The sequence below is a fragment of the Flavobacterium aquiphilum genome (genome assembly GCF_027111335.1).
GTDB classification, from domain to species: domain Bacteria; phylum Bacteroidota; class Bacteroidia; order Flavobacteriales; family Flavobacteriaceae; genus Flavobacterium; species Flavobacterium aquiphilum.
The window spans coordinates 3,142,653-3,161,130 of sequence record NZ_CP114288.1 but is presented as its reverse complement, the minus strand read 5'-3'; the positions used below and the strand labels follow the sequence as shown (position 1 = coordinate 3,161,130).

Below are 18,478 nucleotides of genomic sequence, written 5' to 3'. Positions count from 1 at the left end.
AAGCATTAGAAACAAACAAAGAATAATATTTCAACACATAAAAATCATAGATAATGAGTAGCATTACACCTATTAGAGATCCGAAAACTGATCATTTAATTTCACCTGAAAATTCAGCACTTATCTTGATCGACTACCAGCCTTTACAAGTGAACTCTGTTCGTTCAATGGATCACGTAGAATTGGTAAGAAACATTGTAACCGTTTCAAAATTGGCGAAGGGATTTAATATACCAACAGTTCTTTCTACTGTAAATGTAGAATCTGGTATTAACAAACCGACTATCAAGCACATAAAAGACGTATTAACAGATCTTAAGGAAATAGATAGAACTACAGTAAATTCGTGGGAAGACAAAGGGTTTCAGGATGCCGTAAAAGCATTGGGCAGAAAGAAATTGATCATTTGTGCATTATGGACAGAAGTTTGTCTGTGTTTTCCTGCTTTAGACTTGCTAAAGGAAGGATATGAAGTTTATACTATTGTCGATGCAGTAGGAGGTACTTCTACCATTGCTCACGACACTGCCCTTCGTAGAATGGAACAAGCGGGTGTACAATTATCATCTGTTACCCAGCTAGCCTGTGAACTTCAAAGAGATTGGAATCGTTTAGATACAAAACCAATATTCTTTGACGCATTAAAGGAAAATGGTTCATTTTTTGTTGAAACTTTGCGATGGTAATAGATAAATTTTATAGGCCCTTCTGGCTCGTTTGCAACAAGTACCTATTTTCTTTTTAATACTAACTATAGCGTTTTCAACGCGGCTAATTTACCGTGCTCTACCGCTATTTGTAGTCTCTTAACCTCGAACTTTTGTTAAGTAATGCCATTTGTGCATATAAAATAGTCTAAAGAACGAGTAGATTGGACTATTTTATGTGTACAAATGGCATAATCTCCTGATCGATTGCGATGGTAATTATGATGATTTGAAAAAGAATTGTTTATATAAGCAAAAATAAGCCCTAACGTTTGTCAGACTTATACACCCAATTTGAGGCAGATAAGTCTGATTTTGTCGGACATATAGATGCGTTAGCGGTAATGCTATCCGACTAGTTCTATAAACAAAGTAATTCGGACTTTAAAACAAAACTACCCGACAAAATGCTTTCTATCATTGTCCCCAATGATTTAAACTAACTACTTTAATTAATTAAAAAGTCAATGCATTTATTCCTTGAAAATGATTAGATATGGACATTGAAAAATTTAGATTATTTTGCCTATCACTTCCCGATACAGATGAAAGGATGCCTTTTCAAGGTTTTTTTCGCAATTCCCGTTCCATACTGGTTTTTTATGTTCACAGTAAAATGTTTTGTTTGTTAGATATAGACAATTTTGAAAGTTGCACTATAAAATACCACATTGATGAATTAGAAGATTTAAAAAACCGCTACCTCGCTGTTGGAGATCCATTCAACCTAAGCAGAAAACATTGGATAAGTGTAGCATTTGGCAAGGATCTTTCTGATGAAAAAATACTTAAATTGGTAGGAGATTCTTATGAGTTAGTAAAGAAAAATCTTAAAAAAGGAAAATAATTTACAAGTTGAATTTTTAGACACTTTTAAAAAAAAATTCTGACAGTCGGAAACTAAACTGAACTATGACATTGTAATTATGGAATAACCTAGTTGTTTCAAGGACGATTCGAAGTCCACCCAAAGCCCACTTTCTGGCGAGTCCAAGCTACTCAAAGCCTACTCAAAGGCGTGGATAGTGTATGAAATCAAGATAGAGTGGGGGAGACAGGGTGATACTAAGTAATGAAAATAACACTGCCCCCTCCGGTCGTTTGCAAAGAGTTCCACCATCTCTTTGAAGTCACTTGACCTTGAACTTTTGTTAAACATGCTCTCATCGATTGCGATAGTTATTATGATTATTTGTAAGAATTAATGCTTATATTTGGTTTCAAATAAAGTATGTCCCAAATCATATATCTAGCTAAAACTGGATGGATTTGTGTGATATTGTTTTGCATATCAACAAGTTAGAGGTGATCTTACAGACACATCTCAAAATATCGACCTTTTAAACAAAGCATATTCGGACGTTTAAACAAAGCCTTGACAAAACATCCGCTCTACTTTTGTTCCATCAAAAACATTTAAAATTTAAAAAGATGGAACAAAACAATTATCAAGGAGCGTTACAAAAACCGACAGGTTCTGGCTTCAATGCAAAATCCACAACAAGTGATGTAATTAAAGGCATTGACCTTACTGGAAAAATCGCCATCGTAACGGGTGGTAACACAGGTATTGGTTTGGAAACTACCAAAACGCTGGCAGCCGCAGGGGCAACAGTAATTGTACCTGCACGAGATACAGAAAAAGCAAAAAGAAATTTGACTGGTATTGCAAATGTTGAATTGGAAACAATGGATTTGATGAATCCAGATTCAATTGATGCATTTACCGAAAAGTTTTTGGCTTCCGACAGACCACTTCATTTGCTCATTAACAATGCAGGTATTATGTGGGTACCGCTGCGTAAAGACAGCCGTGGTATCGAATCGCAATTAGCTACCAATTATTTAGCACAGTTTCAATTGACAGCCAGACTTTGGCCAGCCCTCAAAAAAGCCAATGGTGCAAGGGTAATTAATGTATCTTCTCACGGACATCAATTTGCAGGCTTCGATTTTGACGACCCTAATTTTCTTAACAGAGAATACGAAACGCTGCAGGCTTATGGGCAATCAAAAACTGCCACCAATTTATTTGCACTTGAATTGGACAATTTAGCCAAAGCATTTAATGTAAGGGCTTATTCATTACACCCTGGTTCTATTGCTGGAACAGAATTAGGAAGAGAGGCATCATTAGAACTGTTTCAACAAATGGGTTTCCTTGATGCAGACGGTAATCTGTTACCAGAAATAGCCGCATCATTAAAAACAATTCCACAAGGTGCAGCCACAACAGTTTGGTGTGCCACCAGTCCTTTATTGAACAATGTTGGAGGAGTGTATTGTGAAGATGCAGACGTTGCCGAATTGGCTTCTGACATTTCAATGTCAAATGGTGTAAAACGTTACTCATTAGATGAAGAAAGTGCCAAACGTTTATGGATATTAAGCGAAGCAATGACAGGCTTCACATTCAACATTAATTAAACTCTTAAAAATGCTAAAGTGAAAAATCTAAAAAATAAAGTTGCCGTCATTACGGGCGGCAACAGCGGCATCGGTTATGCCACAGCAAAAGCACTGAATGAAAATGGAGCAAAAGTCATCATCACAGGCAGAAGAAAAGAAGCGATTGAAAAGGCCGCATCAGAACTTAATGCAAGTGGTTTGTTGGCAGACCAATCCAACTTATCCGACATTGATATATTGGTTGCAAAAGTGAAAGAGGACTTTGGAAAAGTAGATATTTTACTAATCAATGCAGGTATCACAAAGTTTGCACCCATTGAGTTAATGACTGAAAATATGTTTGACGAAGTAATGAATGTAAATTTTAAAGGGGCGTATTTTACTTTGAGTAAATTTGTTCCTATCCTTAATGATAACGCATCAGTAGTATTTTTATCGTCAACGTCTGCCACCATTTCCCCATAAAGTGCATCGGTATATGCAGCCAGCAAAGCAGCCATCAATGCAGTAATGAAAATCGCAGCGTTGGAATTATCTTCCCGCAAAATTCGTGTAAATGCAGTAAGTCCGGGGCCAGTTGCTACAGAAATTATGAATAAACTTGGGTTGGATAATTATGTTGAAGCTCAAATAATAAATAGCATTCCTTTGTCAAGATTGGGCAAAGCAGATGAAGTAGCAGATTTGATAACTTATTTAGCAGGCGAGAGTGCTTCGTTTATTACAGGCTCAAATTTCCTGATTGATGGCGGTCAGTCAGTATAACAGCAAATCCTATGATTATTTCTATTTTTGTATTCATAAATTCCTATCTGAAGAAAAGAAATTCAAAAAATGCGCCATGGAATATAAAGCAAAATATATAACTGATGATATAAAACTGTCCTCTTACGAGGACAAGTTTTTCAAGTCGGATATTATGTTCGACCACCATATGCTCATCTGGTTTATTTCGGGTGAAACCAAAATTGTACAGGCAGATGCCACTTACTTTTTTAAGAAAGGTGATATATTTTTAATTCCCAGAAATCAACTGGCAACAATTATAAATTATCCTACTAATGGACAACCGCACAAAACCGTGGTAATGCACTTATCCACCGATAGGCTAAGAGATTTTTACTCCAACCTAAATGTAAAACCCAAAGCGGTGGAATCGCAGAAAATTTATTCTTTCAATAATCATCCTTTGCTGGAAAGTTGCCTTGCTTCATTAGTTCCGTATTTTGAAATGAAAGAACTTCCTGAAAATATCGCCACCTTGAAAATTACAGAAGCCATTTGTATTCTAAGGGCTATTGACAAGGGAATTGATAATGTTTTAGCAAACTTTGAAGAGCCTGGGAAAATTGAATTGGCGGATTATATGGAAAAGAACTTTATGTTCAATTTGCCGTTAGAAAAATTCGGCTATCTGACAGGTCGTAGCCTAACAACTTTCAAACGGGATTTTAGTAAAATATTCAACACGACACCACAACGTTGGCTTACTCAAAAGCGATTGGAATTAGCACATTATCAATTTGTCGAAAAGAAAAAGAAACCAATTGACGTTTGCTACGAGGTCGGCTTTGAGAATTTATCGCACTTTTCATACGCTTTCAAAAAACACTTTGGCTATGCACCAACCGACTTGACTGGACAACAAGCCAGCCGCTAACAGCTAGAGTTTCGTTGCGTGTGCAGCACGAACAATGAAACTCGTGTTGAACGGAACCGCTGTGATTCTGCAACTATGGAGTTGTCGTAAAAGAGATTTGTAATTTTTCAAGAGGCCAATGTGCCTCTTTTATATGGGAATTTGTCAGAGACTTGTCAATAATTTTCCCTCTGGTCGTTTGCAACGAGTATCTACATTCTTTTGTTTTCTAACTAGAGCGTTTGCAACGCGGCTAATTTACTGTGCTCTCTAGCTCTTCCAGGTCTCCTGACCTCGTTTTTGTTAAGCCCTGTCCTAGCTCTCAAAGTTAATTTGGCTGTATTGTCCAAGCTACTCAAAGCCTACCCAAAGGCATGGATAGAGTATGAAATCAAGATAGAGTGGGGGAGACTGGATGCTATATTTTATGAAACAGAAACGACGTTTTTTTACACACAGATTGCCGTTGTATGTTTGTTTTTGTAAAATATTCCGTTTACAGACGGAATATTTTCCTAACTTTACAAAAAAGACTAAATTATGAACGCAGTACTTGACAAAAAAGTTAAGGAAAGTATTAAAGACATTCCTGAGATAGGGGATTTAACTAAGATTTTCTTTTATGTTAAGAACCATAACGTAAATTTTCAATATTTAAATCTTTTAAAAGAGTTAACCAATTTGAAAGATGATATAATATCAAATTGGCTCAACATAAACACAAGAACTTTTAGAAATTATAAAAAATCTGATGTTGTTTTAAAGGACAATACAAAGGAACATATTGTTTTGTTGATTTCACTCTACAAACACGGTATTGAAGTTTTCGATAGCATTGAGAATTTTGATAAATGGTTAATCACAGAAAATTTTTTACTCGATAAGAAAGCCCCGATGGATTTTCTTGACACAGTTTCTGGGTTAAAATTTATTGATGACAGACTTACTGCTATTGAATATGGTGATAATGTATAGTAGCAATGGAAGTATATAACATAAGAAAGGAAAAATATTCTTCTACATTAGTCGCATCGGGATCAGCAAATAGATGGAATAAAAAAGATGAATTTGTAATATACACGGGCAGCAACAGAGCACTGTCAACACTTGAAATGGTTGTGCATAGATCATACATTTTACCATCAACCCCCTATAAATTATTGACAATTGAAATACAAGAAGCAGCATCATTTTTAAAAGAAATTGATCCCAATATGCTTCCTAAAAACTGGAGATCTATTGAGGCATATCCTACACTTCAAGATATAGGATCTAACTGGTATAAATCTCAAGAAAGTTTAGTTTTAAAAATACCTTCTGTAATTATCCCACAGGAATACAATGTCGTAATAAACACGAAACACCCTCTTTTTGAAACTCATGTAAAAATAACCACCATTGAAGATTTTATATGGGACGAAAGATTATTATAAAACTACAAATAGCGGTGGTAGTTGTTGTATAACTTCTACTATTTTAAAACTATTGCAAAAGCTCAATTGTATTGATGAAATAACGAACTTATTTCATCAATACACTTTTATATCTAGCCATGTCTTTTAAAACAATACCGGTACCTTTAACCACGGCCCTTAAAGGATCTTCTGCAACATAGACCGGCAGATCCGTCTTCAGCGAAATTCTTTTGTCAAGGCCTCGAAGCATTGCTCCACCTCCTGCAAGATACATACCCGTATGATAAATGTCTGCGGCCAGTTCTGGTGGTGTTTGTGAAAGCGTTACCATAATAACATCTTCAATTCTCTGAATTGATTTATCCAAAGCTCTTGCTATTTCCCTGGAGGTAACCAAAACTTCTTTAGGCTTCCCTGTAAGCATATCTCTTCCACGAACCGTTAAATCATCAGGAGCCTCCTCGAGCCCTTCCATTGCAGCACCAACTTCAATTTTTATCGATTCAGCGGAAGCTTCTCCAATATACAGATTATGATGAGTCCTCATATGAAACAATATATCGTTGGTAAAAACATCACCCGCAATTTTTATAGATTTATCACAAACTATTCCCCCAAGGGCAATAACGGCAATTTCTGTAGTCCCTCCACCAATATCGACTATCAGATTTCCCTTGGGCAGCATCACATCTAAACCAATTCCAATAGCGGCAGCCATAGGTTCATGAATTAAATATATTTCTTTTCCATTTACCCGTTGGCAGGACTCCTTTACGGCTCTCTTTTCAACTGCGGTAATACCACTGGGAATACATACCACCATTCGCAGTGTGGGAGTAAAAAAAGTTTTCTTTAATTGAGGTATATTTTTTATAAACCAACCGATCATTTTTTCCGAAGCATCAAAATCAGCAATAACCCCGTCTTTAAGCGGTCGGATTGTTTTGATGTTCTCATGTGTTTTTCCCTGCATCAAGCTGGCCTCTTTACCTACGGCGATAGTTTTACCATTCCTAATATCTCTGGCCACAATGGAAGGGTTGTCCACTACGATTTTTCCGTTATATATTATCAAAGTATTAGCAGTCCCTAAATCCATAGCTATTTCCATTATCATAAAATCAAATAAGTTCATAATATAGTTTTGTTTAAGAACGCTATTATTATGGTTTTATTCTCTGTAAAAATGAAAATCTAAAGGATCTTTCGTCTTCTAACCTCGAACTTTTGTTAAGCATGCTCTAATCGATTGCGATAGTTAACACAATGATTTGTATGAATTAATGTTTATTTTTGATATTAAATAAAGTATGCCCCCAATCATACATATCTAACTAAATCTGGATAGTTATGTATGACATCATCATACATAACTTTAGCAAAATCTACAAGCTAAGCACACCAAAATAAAGTGGTACATGAGCACTTTTTTGATAACAAATAATTACAGATTCTTTATAAGTTGGAAATATAGTTGCTTCTTTCTTTATCCTCTTTATTTTTGGCTGAACTAATTAAATTACTATGGATCCTAGATGTATTTAATTATTCAGATCTATAATGTTACTAAACTATACTTTATTGTATCAATTTTATCTTTTTTTTTCTTCAAAAAAAAGTAATTTCGAATTCTTAAACTATCAATAATGTAATGATTACATGTTTTAAATATATGATTGTAAATTTTATAATTGTATTTTTTTAAATTGTTTAAAATTACTTCCGTTATGTTTAATTTGTAATAAAGAAATTAAATGCATATTAAAAATACTGTTGCAATGTTGAAATGGACGAAACATATTTTAGTTTTTCTCTTAATTTTTACATGTTTTTCGTGTATTAAAGACGATGAGAGTAATCATAGGATCAAAATTGGTTTTTCACAATGTATAAGTGGTGACCAATGGAGGGTAGCGATGGATTATTCAATGAAATTGGAAGCTTCTATTTATCCAAATGTTGATTTAACTATTTATAATGCAAATAGAGATTCAGAGACGCAAATCCAACAAATTCAGAAAATGATAGATGACGGGATGGACGCTATTATTGTTTCTCCGTTAGAAAGTGATGCATTGACGCCAATTATTGAAAAAGCGTATAAAAAAAATATCTCGATAATTTTGGTCGATAGAAAGATTAATACCGATCAATTTACTACTTATTTAGGTGCTGATAATTTAGAAGTAGGCCGTTTGGCTGCGAAATATTTAGTTTCAAATTCCAAAGAGAAAGTAAAGGTCGTTGAAGTATTTGCTGATTTGGATACTTCAGTGGGACGAGAGCGTACGCAAGGATTTAATGATATAATAAAGGAATTCCCTCGTGTTTCCTTGGTTGGTCGTTTAGATGGTACTAAAAAAGGATTGCCGAAGGCAAAATTTGAAGAATTGCTAGACAAAAATCCAGATATAAATTATGTATTTGCATTTAATGACAATATTGCGTATCAGGCATGGAAAGTGGCCCGCAAAAAAGGATTGGAAAATAAAATAAAATTTATAGGGGTTGACGGTTTGAACGGGCCTAATGGAGGTATAAATTTAGTAAAAAATGGAGTGTTAACAGCTTCTATTTTGTATCCAACAGGTGGAAGTGAAGCCATAAAAATTGCTCTTCAAATATTAAAGGGAGATAAAGTTGCTAAATATAATAAATTAACTACTTTGGTAATAGACTCAGTTAATGCTGATATCATGATCAATCAGTTTGATAAAATTACACAGCAACAAACAGATATCGAATTACAGCAAAATACTATCAAAAGACAGGAAATAGCTTTTACAACCCAATATAATTTGACAAGACTGTTAACCTTGTTTTTGTTACTAATATTATGTTTAGCTTTTTTTAGTGTTTATTCGGCAGTTACAATTTTAAGGAAAAAGAAACTGTTGGAAGAGACTAATGAAAAAATTAGTAGTCAAAGAAATGAAATTGAAAGCTATGCAAATGAATTAAAAATCAGGAATGACGAAAAATTAAATTTTTTCACAGGTTTATCACATGAATTTAAAACTCCTTTGACTTTGATAATGAATGCAATAGATTCTGTTACTTCAGATAAAGCATTAATTGCCGAGTCAAATAAGAAGGATTTTTATCTGATTCATAATAACTCACGAAGGCTTTTGAGATTAATAAATCAATTACTAGATTATAGAAAAATTGAAGAGAAGAAATTCAATTTTAACCCTTCATTGACCGATGTGGTAAGTTTTTCAAAACAAATTTTTAAAGAATTCGCAAGAGAGGCCAATAGAAGAAATATAGATTACAGTTTTAAGTCAAGTGATGAAAAAATTGAAGCTTATATAGACAGAAATCTAATGGATAAAGTGTATTTCAATTTACTGTCTAATGCTTTTAAATTTACTCCGGACAACGGTAAAATTGATGTTGCAATTTTTAAAAATTCAGACAATAATTCGTTTAAAATAAGTATTAAAGATTCAGGAATGGGGATTCCTGATAATGAAATAGACGAAGTATTTAGTTCATTTTATCAAGGCTCAAATAATTATAAGAATAGTTCCGGGATAGGATTGAATCTGTCTAAAAATTTTATTGATCTTCATAACGGAAAAATTGAAGTGATTTCCAAAAATGGAACAGAGTTTATTATTACTCTTAAATTAGGGAATGAACATTTAGTTGGGAATTCAATATTGAACAAAGAAGTTTCTTATATAACGAATGAGTATGACTATTTGGATATTGATCTTGAAGCTAATGAAGAATTAAAGTCTGGTGAGGAGAAATACTCGATTCTGATTATTGAGGACAACGTTGATTTACTTGATTTTATTAGTTTAAAATTGGGGTCGAATTATAATGTGATTAAATGTAATGGAACTAGAGCTATTGAAACTGCAATTGAAATCATCCCTGATATTATAATATGTGATTTAAATTTGCCTGAAATTAGTGGTTTTGAAATATGTCGAATTTTGAAGAAAGACACTAGAACATCTCATATTCCAACTATCATCTTGACAGCCCAAGATGATGATATCTCTTATTTAAAAGCACTGGAAGTTGGTACAGATTTGTTTCTAACGAAACCTTTCAATTTAAGAGTGCTAAAAGAATCTATAAAAGGGTTGTTATTTAATCGAGAAAAAATTAGATATTATTATACAAATAATCTTCATAAGATTGAGGAATTAGGATTGGGTCATCAAGACCGAGATTTCATTAAGAAGATTGATGATCTTATCATTGAAAATTTGGATAATTCATCATTTTCTGTTGAAGAACTGGCAGAGTCTTTAAATATATCAAGAGTCCAGTTATATAGAAAAATTAAGGCATTATTGAATATTAATATAAGTGACTATATTAACAATGTCCGCTTGGAAAAAGCAAAAGAATTATTGACGACTACTAAATTGACTATTTCTGAAATAGCATATTCTTGCGGTTTTTCAACACCAAATTACTTTTCAACTTCATTCAAAAATAAATACAATTTATCACCCAAGGAGTTTAGAGCATAAGCTTTAATTTTTTGGATGTATCATTTTTGAATTTATCGGATTTTTTTAAAATAAACATTGGTTTTTTTGGTTGTAAGTAATTGATAATTAGTGTATTGATTTTTTCATTGATTTTGTTGTCTAGGTAACATATTGAGATGTATTAGTGCTTTTCCTTTTCTATTTTTATCAAAATTATATTGATATGAAAAAGAAATACTTGTTAGTTGGATTACTCTTAATTGGATGTAAAAGCCAAAAAGATCCGACCCCAGATTTACCAGATACTACTCCACAACCAAATGTTGCTGCCAAGATAATTGATTTTGGATTTGATGAATCATCTGGACAAAATACCGTTGAAATTGTGTCAAAATCAAGTTTTACTATTAATGGACCGATTGATTCAGCAGAACGAATTCGGGGACTTGAAGGGAATGCCTTGCGAGTAAATGGATATTATGGATGGGCTTCCGGAAATGCGACGGTAAACTATCCATCGAAAAGCGTGTCGATTTCAGGGTGGATCGCGCCAGCTGTTTTTCCAGTACAGCGTAAAAATGAAGATGCTATCACTGAAAATACGGTTGCAGCTATTTTTTCAAATCAAAACACGACTAATAGTTCCGGAATCTCCTTTGGGATAAATCAGCATGGTAAAATTATTGCACAGTTTAAAGTAGGTAATAATGTTAAAGAAATCATTTCAGATGAGGAGGTGAAATTAAGAGAATGGAGTTTCATCGTTTTAAATATTGATGCTGAGAAAGGGGTAGCTAAATTGTTTTTAAATGGAGTAGAAGTAGAAACTATTTCTTTTCCGGTTGGGAATTTGGGATGGGATAAAAGTATGCCTATTTTGATAGGTAAAGAATCGAAATCAAAAACAGTTGCTGGCTTTGATACAAATGGATTGACCGGGGCGATTGATTTAGTTTCTGTTTGGAATAAGGCGTTAACTGCAGATGAGATTCTTTTGAATTTTAAAAGTCAAAAAGTAATCATTCCTGATTTGTCCATTCCTGAGAGTAGATTTGCTAATGATTTCCATAAACCAAAATATCATTTGATGCCTAGTGCTGGATGGACTAACGAGTCTCATGGATTGATTTATTTAGATGGTAAATACCATATTTTTAGTCAAAGAAATATAAATGGGCCTTATTTGGAACAGATCAATTGGGGACACTATGTTAGTGATGATCTTGTGAATTGGACGGAAATTAAACAAGCTTTGTGGCCTCAACCTGGTTTTGATGAGGTTGGTATTTGGTCAGGGCATGCTGTTGTTACAAATGGAAAACCGTACTTATTTTATACTGGTGTGAATAAATCCAAAGCTGGTATAGGTTTGGCACAAGCGGAAAGTCCTTATATAGAGTGGAAGAAAAATCCAGATCCTATTGTTGCAAGTGCACCACCATCAGTACCTAATGCGGATTTTAGAGACCCTTTCGTTTTTAATGAAAACGGGACTTGGTACATGATGATTGGCACTGGTTTGCGAAGTGGAGTGGCTAGAGGAGGATTGTTTTTGTATAGGTCATCTAATGATCAGTTTAATCAGTGGACTTACGATGGTATAATGCTTGAAGGAAATCCAGTTTTAGATGGTACTGGTGATTTTTGGGAAATGCCGGTATATCATAATTTTGGGAGCAAATCAATAGTGTTAATCAATAAACTGCCAAATGCAAATTCCTTGTATTGGACAGGTTCTTTTAGTAACGGGAAATTTATAAAAGACAATGCAATACCAGAAAGGTTAGATGTTATTAATCAATTGTTGTCGCCGACTATTCAGGAAGATAAAGATGGTAATTTAGTTGCTATTGGGATTATTCCTGACGGAGTAACTTCTCAGAAGGAAAAGGAACAGGGGTGGGCACATATGCTAAGTCTTCCAAGAGTTTGGACATTGGTTAATAATAAAATTTATCAAAAACCGCATCCAAGTTTAGTAAGCTTACGAAAAGGGTCTCAAAATTTTTCAAATGTTAGTTTTAGTTCGGGTGTTAGCAATGTATTAAATGGTGCAAGGGGAACACAATATGAAATTCAAGGAACTATCAATCCCGGCGATGCCAGTAAAGTTGGGTTTATTTTGAACAAAGGAACTGCCAATGGTGAAGAAACACTTATTTATTATGATTATGTAGCTCAAAATTTTGTAGTCAATCGTAGTAATTCTTCGAAATTATCGGGTGTTCCCTTAAGTAATTTGGCAACATCTTATCCGCTTGCAAAAACGGATATAAATTGGCACATATTTGTAGATGCTTCTTCAATTGAAGTTTTTATTAATGATCAATTGGCTTTTGCAACAAGAGTATTTCCATCAAAAGGATCTGATTTAATTGAGTTATATGCTCAAGGTGGTACCGCAATTGTAAAGGATTTAACTATATATAATATTGAAGGTAGTGGAACTGTTTCATCTAAAAAGATTTCTCAAAAAAGTACTGTTATAGAGCCAATCGTTTATCCTAATCCATCAGCTTCTGAATTTAATATTCAGTTTAATAATGTGGCTTCAAAAACCGTTGTATATGCTGGAGTTATTGATATAAATGGAAATATTGTGCGTAAAATAATCACCATGACTAATCCAGAGTCAAAAATTCAATGGGATGGATTTTATGATAATGGTCAAAAAGCAGATCGTGGAGTTTATATAATTAGAGGAATTATAAATAACGAAATTTTTCAAACCAAAGTGATTGTGAAATAGTTAAGTGGAAGTCATTAATCTATATGAAACATTCGCTTAATATGTTTTAAATCTAAAGTATTTAAAATTTCAGTTAGGAGTTCTAAAAATAAGAAAAAAGGCTTTTTCACAATTGTGAAAAAGCCTTTTTTCTTATATCAGTATTTTGATAAAATTGTTTTAAACAAAGCAAAAGAATAGTTTGCTAACTTTATTAGATGAGTACTACAATTTGTTTTTTTAATAGCATATGAATAAACTATGAACAAAGATTTGTTAACCGCTATTTTATATTTAAAATAGGTATATGATATATTTAAAAATGATAAAAAACGCTCTCTTGTAGTACTTGTTTTACGTGTAGATTAATGTTTTATGGTTTAATAATTGTCAATTATTAATATATAATGATTAAAAAATTGAAGATGTTCTTTTTTTGAGTTCTTTTTTTGTGAGATTGATTTTTTCAGGATGAAACATATGTAACAAGAGTGTATTTTGAAGTATCAATTTTAAAAAAAATAAAATTATTAAAAATTAAAAAAGTGTGTAAAGTATTGGTAATTAGAGGTTTTTGTTAGTTGTTTCAAAATTGAATCACTTAGTTACATAATCAGTTATGATAATTTAAAATAGTATTTAGGTTTGGATAACAATTTATTAACACTATACGGATATGAATAAAAAAATTATTTTATGGTCTGCGATTGCATCTCTAGCTGGATTCTTATTTGGTTTCGATACGGTTGTAATTTCAGGCGCAGACAAGACCTTGCAGGAATTATGGCACTCCAGTGATTTTTTCCATGGATCAGTTGTAATGGCAATGGCTTTATGGGGTACGGTTATTGGGGCAATTTTTGGAGCTATCCCAACAAACAAATTAGGGAGAAAGAAAACATTAATGATGATTGGTATTCTTTTTACAATTTCTGCATTGGGATCGGCATTGGCAAATGATCCATGGACATTTGCAATTTTTAGATTTATAGGAGGTTTAGGAATTGGAACTTCAACAATTGCAGCGCCTTCTTATATTTCAGAGATTGCACCTTCAAAAGATCGAGGAAGATTGGTTTCTCTGTACCAGTTTAATATTGTCTTCGGAATTTTGATGGCATTTCTTTCTAATTATGTTTTAAGTGATACAGGAGAAAATGCATGGAGGTGGATGTTAGGTATTCAAGTATTTCCAGCTGGAATTTATACGCTGATGGCTCTTTATATTCCTGAAAGTCCAAGATGGTTGCTTTCTAATTTTAAAGAAGAAAAAGCAATTAAAATTTTAAAACTTATTGAACCCGACAATGATGTTGAAAAGATAGTCTTAGAGATTAATAATGCTAATAAAGAAGTAAAAGTTACCGAAACTATTTTATCTAGTAAATATCGGCTTCCGTTGATACTCGCCTTTTTGATGGCTGCGTTTAATCAATTGTCAGGGATTAATGCTTTTTTATACTATGCCCCACGAATTTTTCAGGAAGCAGGGTTGGGTCAGAGCACTTCACTGTTAAGCAGTATTGGTATTGGAATAATTAATTTGATTTTTACGCTTTTGGGAGTTTTTCTTATCGATCGGATTGGGCGCAAAAAATTGATGTTCATTGGCTCAATCGGATATGTGGCTTCCCTGTCGTTGGTTTCTATTGCTTTCTTTTTGAGCTGGAAAGGAATGTTCGTTCCTATTTTTCTTTTTTTATTTATAGCGTCGCATGCCATTGGGCAAGGAGCTGTAATTTGGGTATTTATCTCAGAAATTTTCCCTAACCATCTTAGGGCAACAGGACAGGCATTTGGTAGTTCCGTTCACTGGATTTTAGCTGCTATTATACCGTCTTTAGTTCCAATTTTCTTCTCTGTTTTTGGAGCTGGATATATGTTTGCATTTTTTGCAATAATGATGTGTCTTCAACTACTTTTTGTATTGTTTATGATGCCTGAAACCAAAGGTGTTGCACTTGAAGATATGGAGTTGAATTTAAAATTCAACAAATAAATAAGTAACCAAACTAAACTAAATTAATAATCAATTATGAAAAACAAGTTTTTAAATGTAAAGCAAGTTTTTGCGTCATTTTGTTTTTTCTTTCTTTTCTTTCTTGCCAATGCACAGCAAAGGGAAATTCGAGGAATAATAACTGACACAAGCAAGAAACCTCTCCCTGGTGCTACAATTGTAGTAAATGGGAGTAAAAATGCAACTACATCAGATTTTGATGGTAAATTTTTAATAAAAGCAGCACAAGGCGATCAGCTTATGGTTTCTTTTATTGGATTTACTAATAAAAAAGTTACTATTGATAGTTCTAATTTTATTACAGTTATTTTAAATGATAATGTAAATAATCTAAGTGAAGTCGTAGTTGTTGGATATACCAAGGAAAAAAAGAGAGATTTGACAGGAGCAGTATCTATAGTAAATGTTGCTGACATTGCACAAGAATCAAGTCCTAATATTTTGACCGCATTACAAGGGAGAGTTGCAGGTCTTCAAGTTAATTCTGGCGGTACTCCAGGAGGTAATGATTCACAAATCACAATACGTGGATTAACGACTGTTAATAGTGGATCGGCTCCTTTGTGGGTTATTGATGGAGTACAAACAACCAGCCCAAGCGCATTAAATTCTGATGAGATTGAATCTGTTCAAGTCTTAAAAGATGGTGCTTCTACTGCAATTTATGGAACTTCAGCAGCTAATGGCGTAATCATTGTGACCACTAAAAAAGGAAAGAAAGGTACTTCTGAGTTTACTTTTAAATCCGAAGTAACTGTAAACATGCTGAGAGATAAAATTAATGTTTTAAAAGCTCAACAGTGGGCTGATGTTGCTTACCAAGCACAGTTAGGTGCTGGAATTGAAACGCCAACACATCCAGTTTTAATTAATAACGGTTCGGGATTTACAATTCCAACTTATTTGGATCCCAATGGTATTCAAACGGCATCAGATACAGATTGGGTTAAAACGATTACACAACCTTCGGTTTCCACTAATAATGATTTTGCATATTCTAAAGGCACTGAACGATTGAGTATGTATTCAAGTGTTAATTATTCTAAAGATAATGGTGTGCAACGTTATACTTATTTTGATCGTTTGAATATGCGATTAAATGCTTCATATAACTTTTTTGATAAAAAATTAGTAATTGGAGAGAATTTCCTGTACTCAAAATTTAATGAAGTAAAGGCTAATGAATTTGAAAATGCCATTCTTCAAAATCCAATTATCCCAGTATATACCAATTTAGGGGATTATGCTGCTCCTCTTTCTGGTGGATTTCAAGACAAGCCAAATCCGTTAGCCAATTTATGGGGAAATAGGAAAAATAAACAAATGAGTCAGAGGTTTTTGGGTAACGTATATGGAAATTATTCTATTATTCCGGATTTAGTTTTTAGCTCTACTCTTAATTTTGACTATGGGACATTCAAATTTAAAACAGCTTCAGAGGCATTTTCGGTAAACGGTTCAATTCCATCCACTTTTCAAAATATAACAACTGAAGATACCAATAATGATTATTTGGGAACCATATTTACGAATACATTAAAATACGATAAAGAATTTAATAAGCATAGAATTTCAGTATTGTTAGGTTTAGAAAATACTGCCAGGGAAGACAATATTAATACTGATTTGGTTAGAGGAGTTGATATTACTGATCCTTCAGGATATATTATTAGACCAGATGCAGAGTATCAGACCATCAAAAATAAAATTGAATCATATAAAATTTCACAATTTGCCTCTGGAAAATATATATATGATGATAAATATATTATTTCGGGTAGTGTAAGAAGAGATGGGTCTTCACGATTTGGTCCCAATAATAAATATGCGATATTTCCTGCTGCTGCACTTGCTTGGAATATGGACAAAGAAGCATTTTTTAAATCCAATAATTATATTTCCAGAGCAAAATTTAGAGCTTCTTGGGGTGTAAACGGTAATGATCAAATTGGGGATTATTTGTATTTGTCAAGTTATATAAATAATTCCACGGCAGGTGTAATTGAATTTTCTGATTATGATATTGATGGTGATGGTCTTGGAACTTCTGGTGGTGTACTACAAACGAGACAGGCAAATCCAGATATAAAATGGGAAAAAACTGAACAGTATAATGTGGGATTAGATCTTGGTTTTTTTAACAATAAGCTACAGCTACAATCGGATTACTTCATTAAAACTACAAATGATTTAATTCTGAATCCTATTTCTTTAGCAGTAACCGGTGAGTCAAGACCTCCAACAATTAATGCAGGTAGTGTAAGCAACAAAGGTTTTGAAGCTGTATTGAGCTATAAGGATAAGATTAACACTGATTTTAATTACGGTGTTGATTTGAATTTTGCTCAATATAAAAATAATGTTGAAAGCCTGGATTCTGATTCAAATTTTTTATTGAATAACAGTATTTCAATTACAAAGGCAGGAAGTCCGATAGCATCATTTTATGGGCTAATTGCTGATGGTATTTTTAGAACACCTGAAGAAGTTGCAGTTCATGCGGAGCAACCAGGAAAAGCTCTTGGTAGAATTCGATACCGAGATTTAAATGGTGATGGAGTTATAGATCAAAATGACAGAACCATAATTGGTAATCCACACCCCAAATTTATGTATGGAATTAATTTGTATGCAGCTTACAAAAGATTTGATTTAACCATGTATTTTGATGGAAAACAAGGTAATGATATTTATAATACACAAAGAAACATGGGGGATTTCGCCTATTTTGGTTTCAACCATGGAACAAATACATTAGATGCATGGACGCCAGAAAATGCAAATTCTAACATCCCAGCTTTATCTACGTTGAACACAAATAATGAGTTACAACCTTCTAGTTATTTTGTAGAAGACGGCTCTTATATCCGTTTGAAAACAATTACGTTGGGTTACACCTTTGATAGAACAATGGTTAAAGGTTGGGGGCTTTCAAATTTGAGAATTAACGTGATTGGCCAAAATTTATTTACAATTACTTCTTTTACCGGTTTTGATTATGAAGTTTCTGGACTTAGTGCCAATGGGATTGGAATTGCTGGTTATGGAATACCTCACTCAAAATCAGTAACATTTGGAGTAAATGCTAATTTTTAATTTA

The 18,478-nt window shown here is 33.4% G+C and carries 11 protein-coding genes and 1 pseudogene; 11 read left to right on the top strand and 1 reads right to left on the bottom strand.

The features are described from left to right. Positions 1-53 precede the first annotated feature (53 nt). The 7 genes and pseudogenes from OZP12_RS13035 to OZP12_RS13005 all read left to right on the top strand — a co-directional run bounded on the left by OZP12_RS13035 (position 54) and on the right by OZP12_RS13005 (position 6,188). The gene (locus OZP12_RS13035; protein WP_281225449.1) at positions 54-686 is read left to right on the top strand and encodes a hydrolase; all 633 of its coding nucleotides are present in this window, start codon (positions 54-56) and stop codon (positions 684-686) included. 517 nt (positions 687-1,203) lie between these two features. Beyond that, positions 1,204-1,554 (top strand): MmcQ/YjbR family DNA-binding protein, encoded by a 351-nt coding sequence (locus OZP12_RS13030; RefSeq protein WP_281225448.1) that lies wholly within the window; start codon positions 1,204-1,206, stop codon positions 1,552-1,554. Positions 1,555-2,138: 584 nt separating this feature from the next. Next, the gene (locus OZP12_RS13025) at positions 2,139-3,134 is read left to right on the top strand and encodes an SDR family NAD(P)-dependent oxidoreductase (protein WP_281225447.1); all 996 of its coding nucleotides are present in this window, start codon (positions 2,139-2,141) and stop codon (positions 3,132-3,134) included. Positions 3,135-3,152: 18 nt separating this feature from the next. Continuing rightward, positions 3,153-3,881, top strand: a pseudogene (locus OZP12_RS13020) (SDR family NAD(P)-dependent oxidoreductase). A 76-nt stretch (positions 3,882-3,957) separates the two neighbouring features. Further along, complete coding sequence (locus OZP12_RS13015; protein WP_281225446.1) at positions 3,958-4,776, top strand: helix-turn-helix domain-containing protein; 819 nt, start codon at positions 3,958-3,960, stop codon at positions 4,774-4,776. Between the two features lie 519 nt (positions 4,777-5,295). Beyond that, positions 5,296-5,730, top strand: coding sequence for an Xre family toxin-antitoxin system antitoxin (locus OZP12_RS13010; RefSeq protein WP_281225445.1), 435 nt, complete (start codon positions 5,296-5,298; stop codon positions 5,728-5,730). A 5-nt stretch (positions 5,731-5,735) separates the two neighbouring features. Continuing rightward, positions 5,736-6,188, top strand: a complete 453-nt coding sequence (locus OZP12_RS13005) for an RES family NAD+ phosphorylase (RefSeq protein WP_281225444.1) — start codon at positions 5,736-5,738, stop codon at positions 6,186-6,188. A gap of 88 nt (positions 6,189-6,276) precedes the next feature. On the opposite strand, the gene OZP12_RS13000 is transcribed toward OZP12_RS13005, so the two are convergent. Next, positions 6,277-7,305, bottom strand: a complete 1,029-nt coding sequence (locus tag OZP12_RS13000; protein WP_281225443.1) for a rod shape-determining protein — start codon at positions 7,303-7,305, stop codon at positions 6,277-6,279. Positions 7,306-7,924: 619 nt separating this feature from the next. Here OZP12_RS13000 and OZP12_RS12995 point away from each other — a divergent pair. From OZP12_RS12995 to OZP12_RS12980, 4 genes are all read left to right on the top strand, one after another. Then, on the top strand, positions 7,925-10,669 hold the full coding sequence (locus OZP12_RS12995) for a substrate-binding domain-containing protein (protein ID WP_281225442.1): 2,745 nt from the start codon (positions 7,925-7,927) through the stop codon (positions 10,667-10,669). A 184-nt stretch (positions 10,670-10,853) separates the two neighbouring features. Continuing rightward, entirely contained in the window at positions 10,854-13,379 is a 2,526-nt protein-coding gene (locus OZP12_RS12990; RefSeq protein WP_281225441.1) for a GH32 C-terminal domain-containing protein, read from the top strand. A 655-nt stretch (positions 13,380-14,034) separates the two neighbouring features. Next, complete coding sequence (locus tag OZP12_RS12985) at positions 14,035-15,357, top strand: sugar porter family MFS transporter (RefSeq protein WP_281225440.1); 1,323 nt, start codon at positions 14,035-14,037, stop codon at positions 15,355-15,357. Positions 15,358-15,393: 36 nt separating this feature from the next. Then, positions 15,394-18,474: a SusC/RagA family TonB-linked outer membrane protein gene (locus OZP12_RS12980; protein ID WP_281225439.1), complete on the top strand. Its 3,081-nt coding sequence runs from the start codon at positions 15,394-15,396 to the stop codon at positions 18,472-18,474. Positions 18,475-18,478 lie beyond the last annotated feature (4 nt).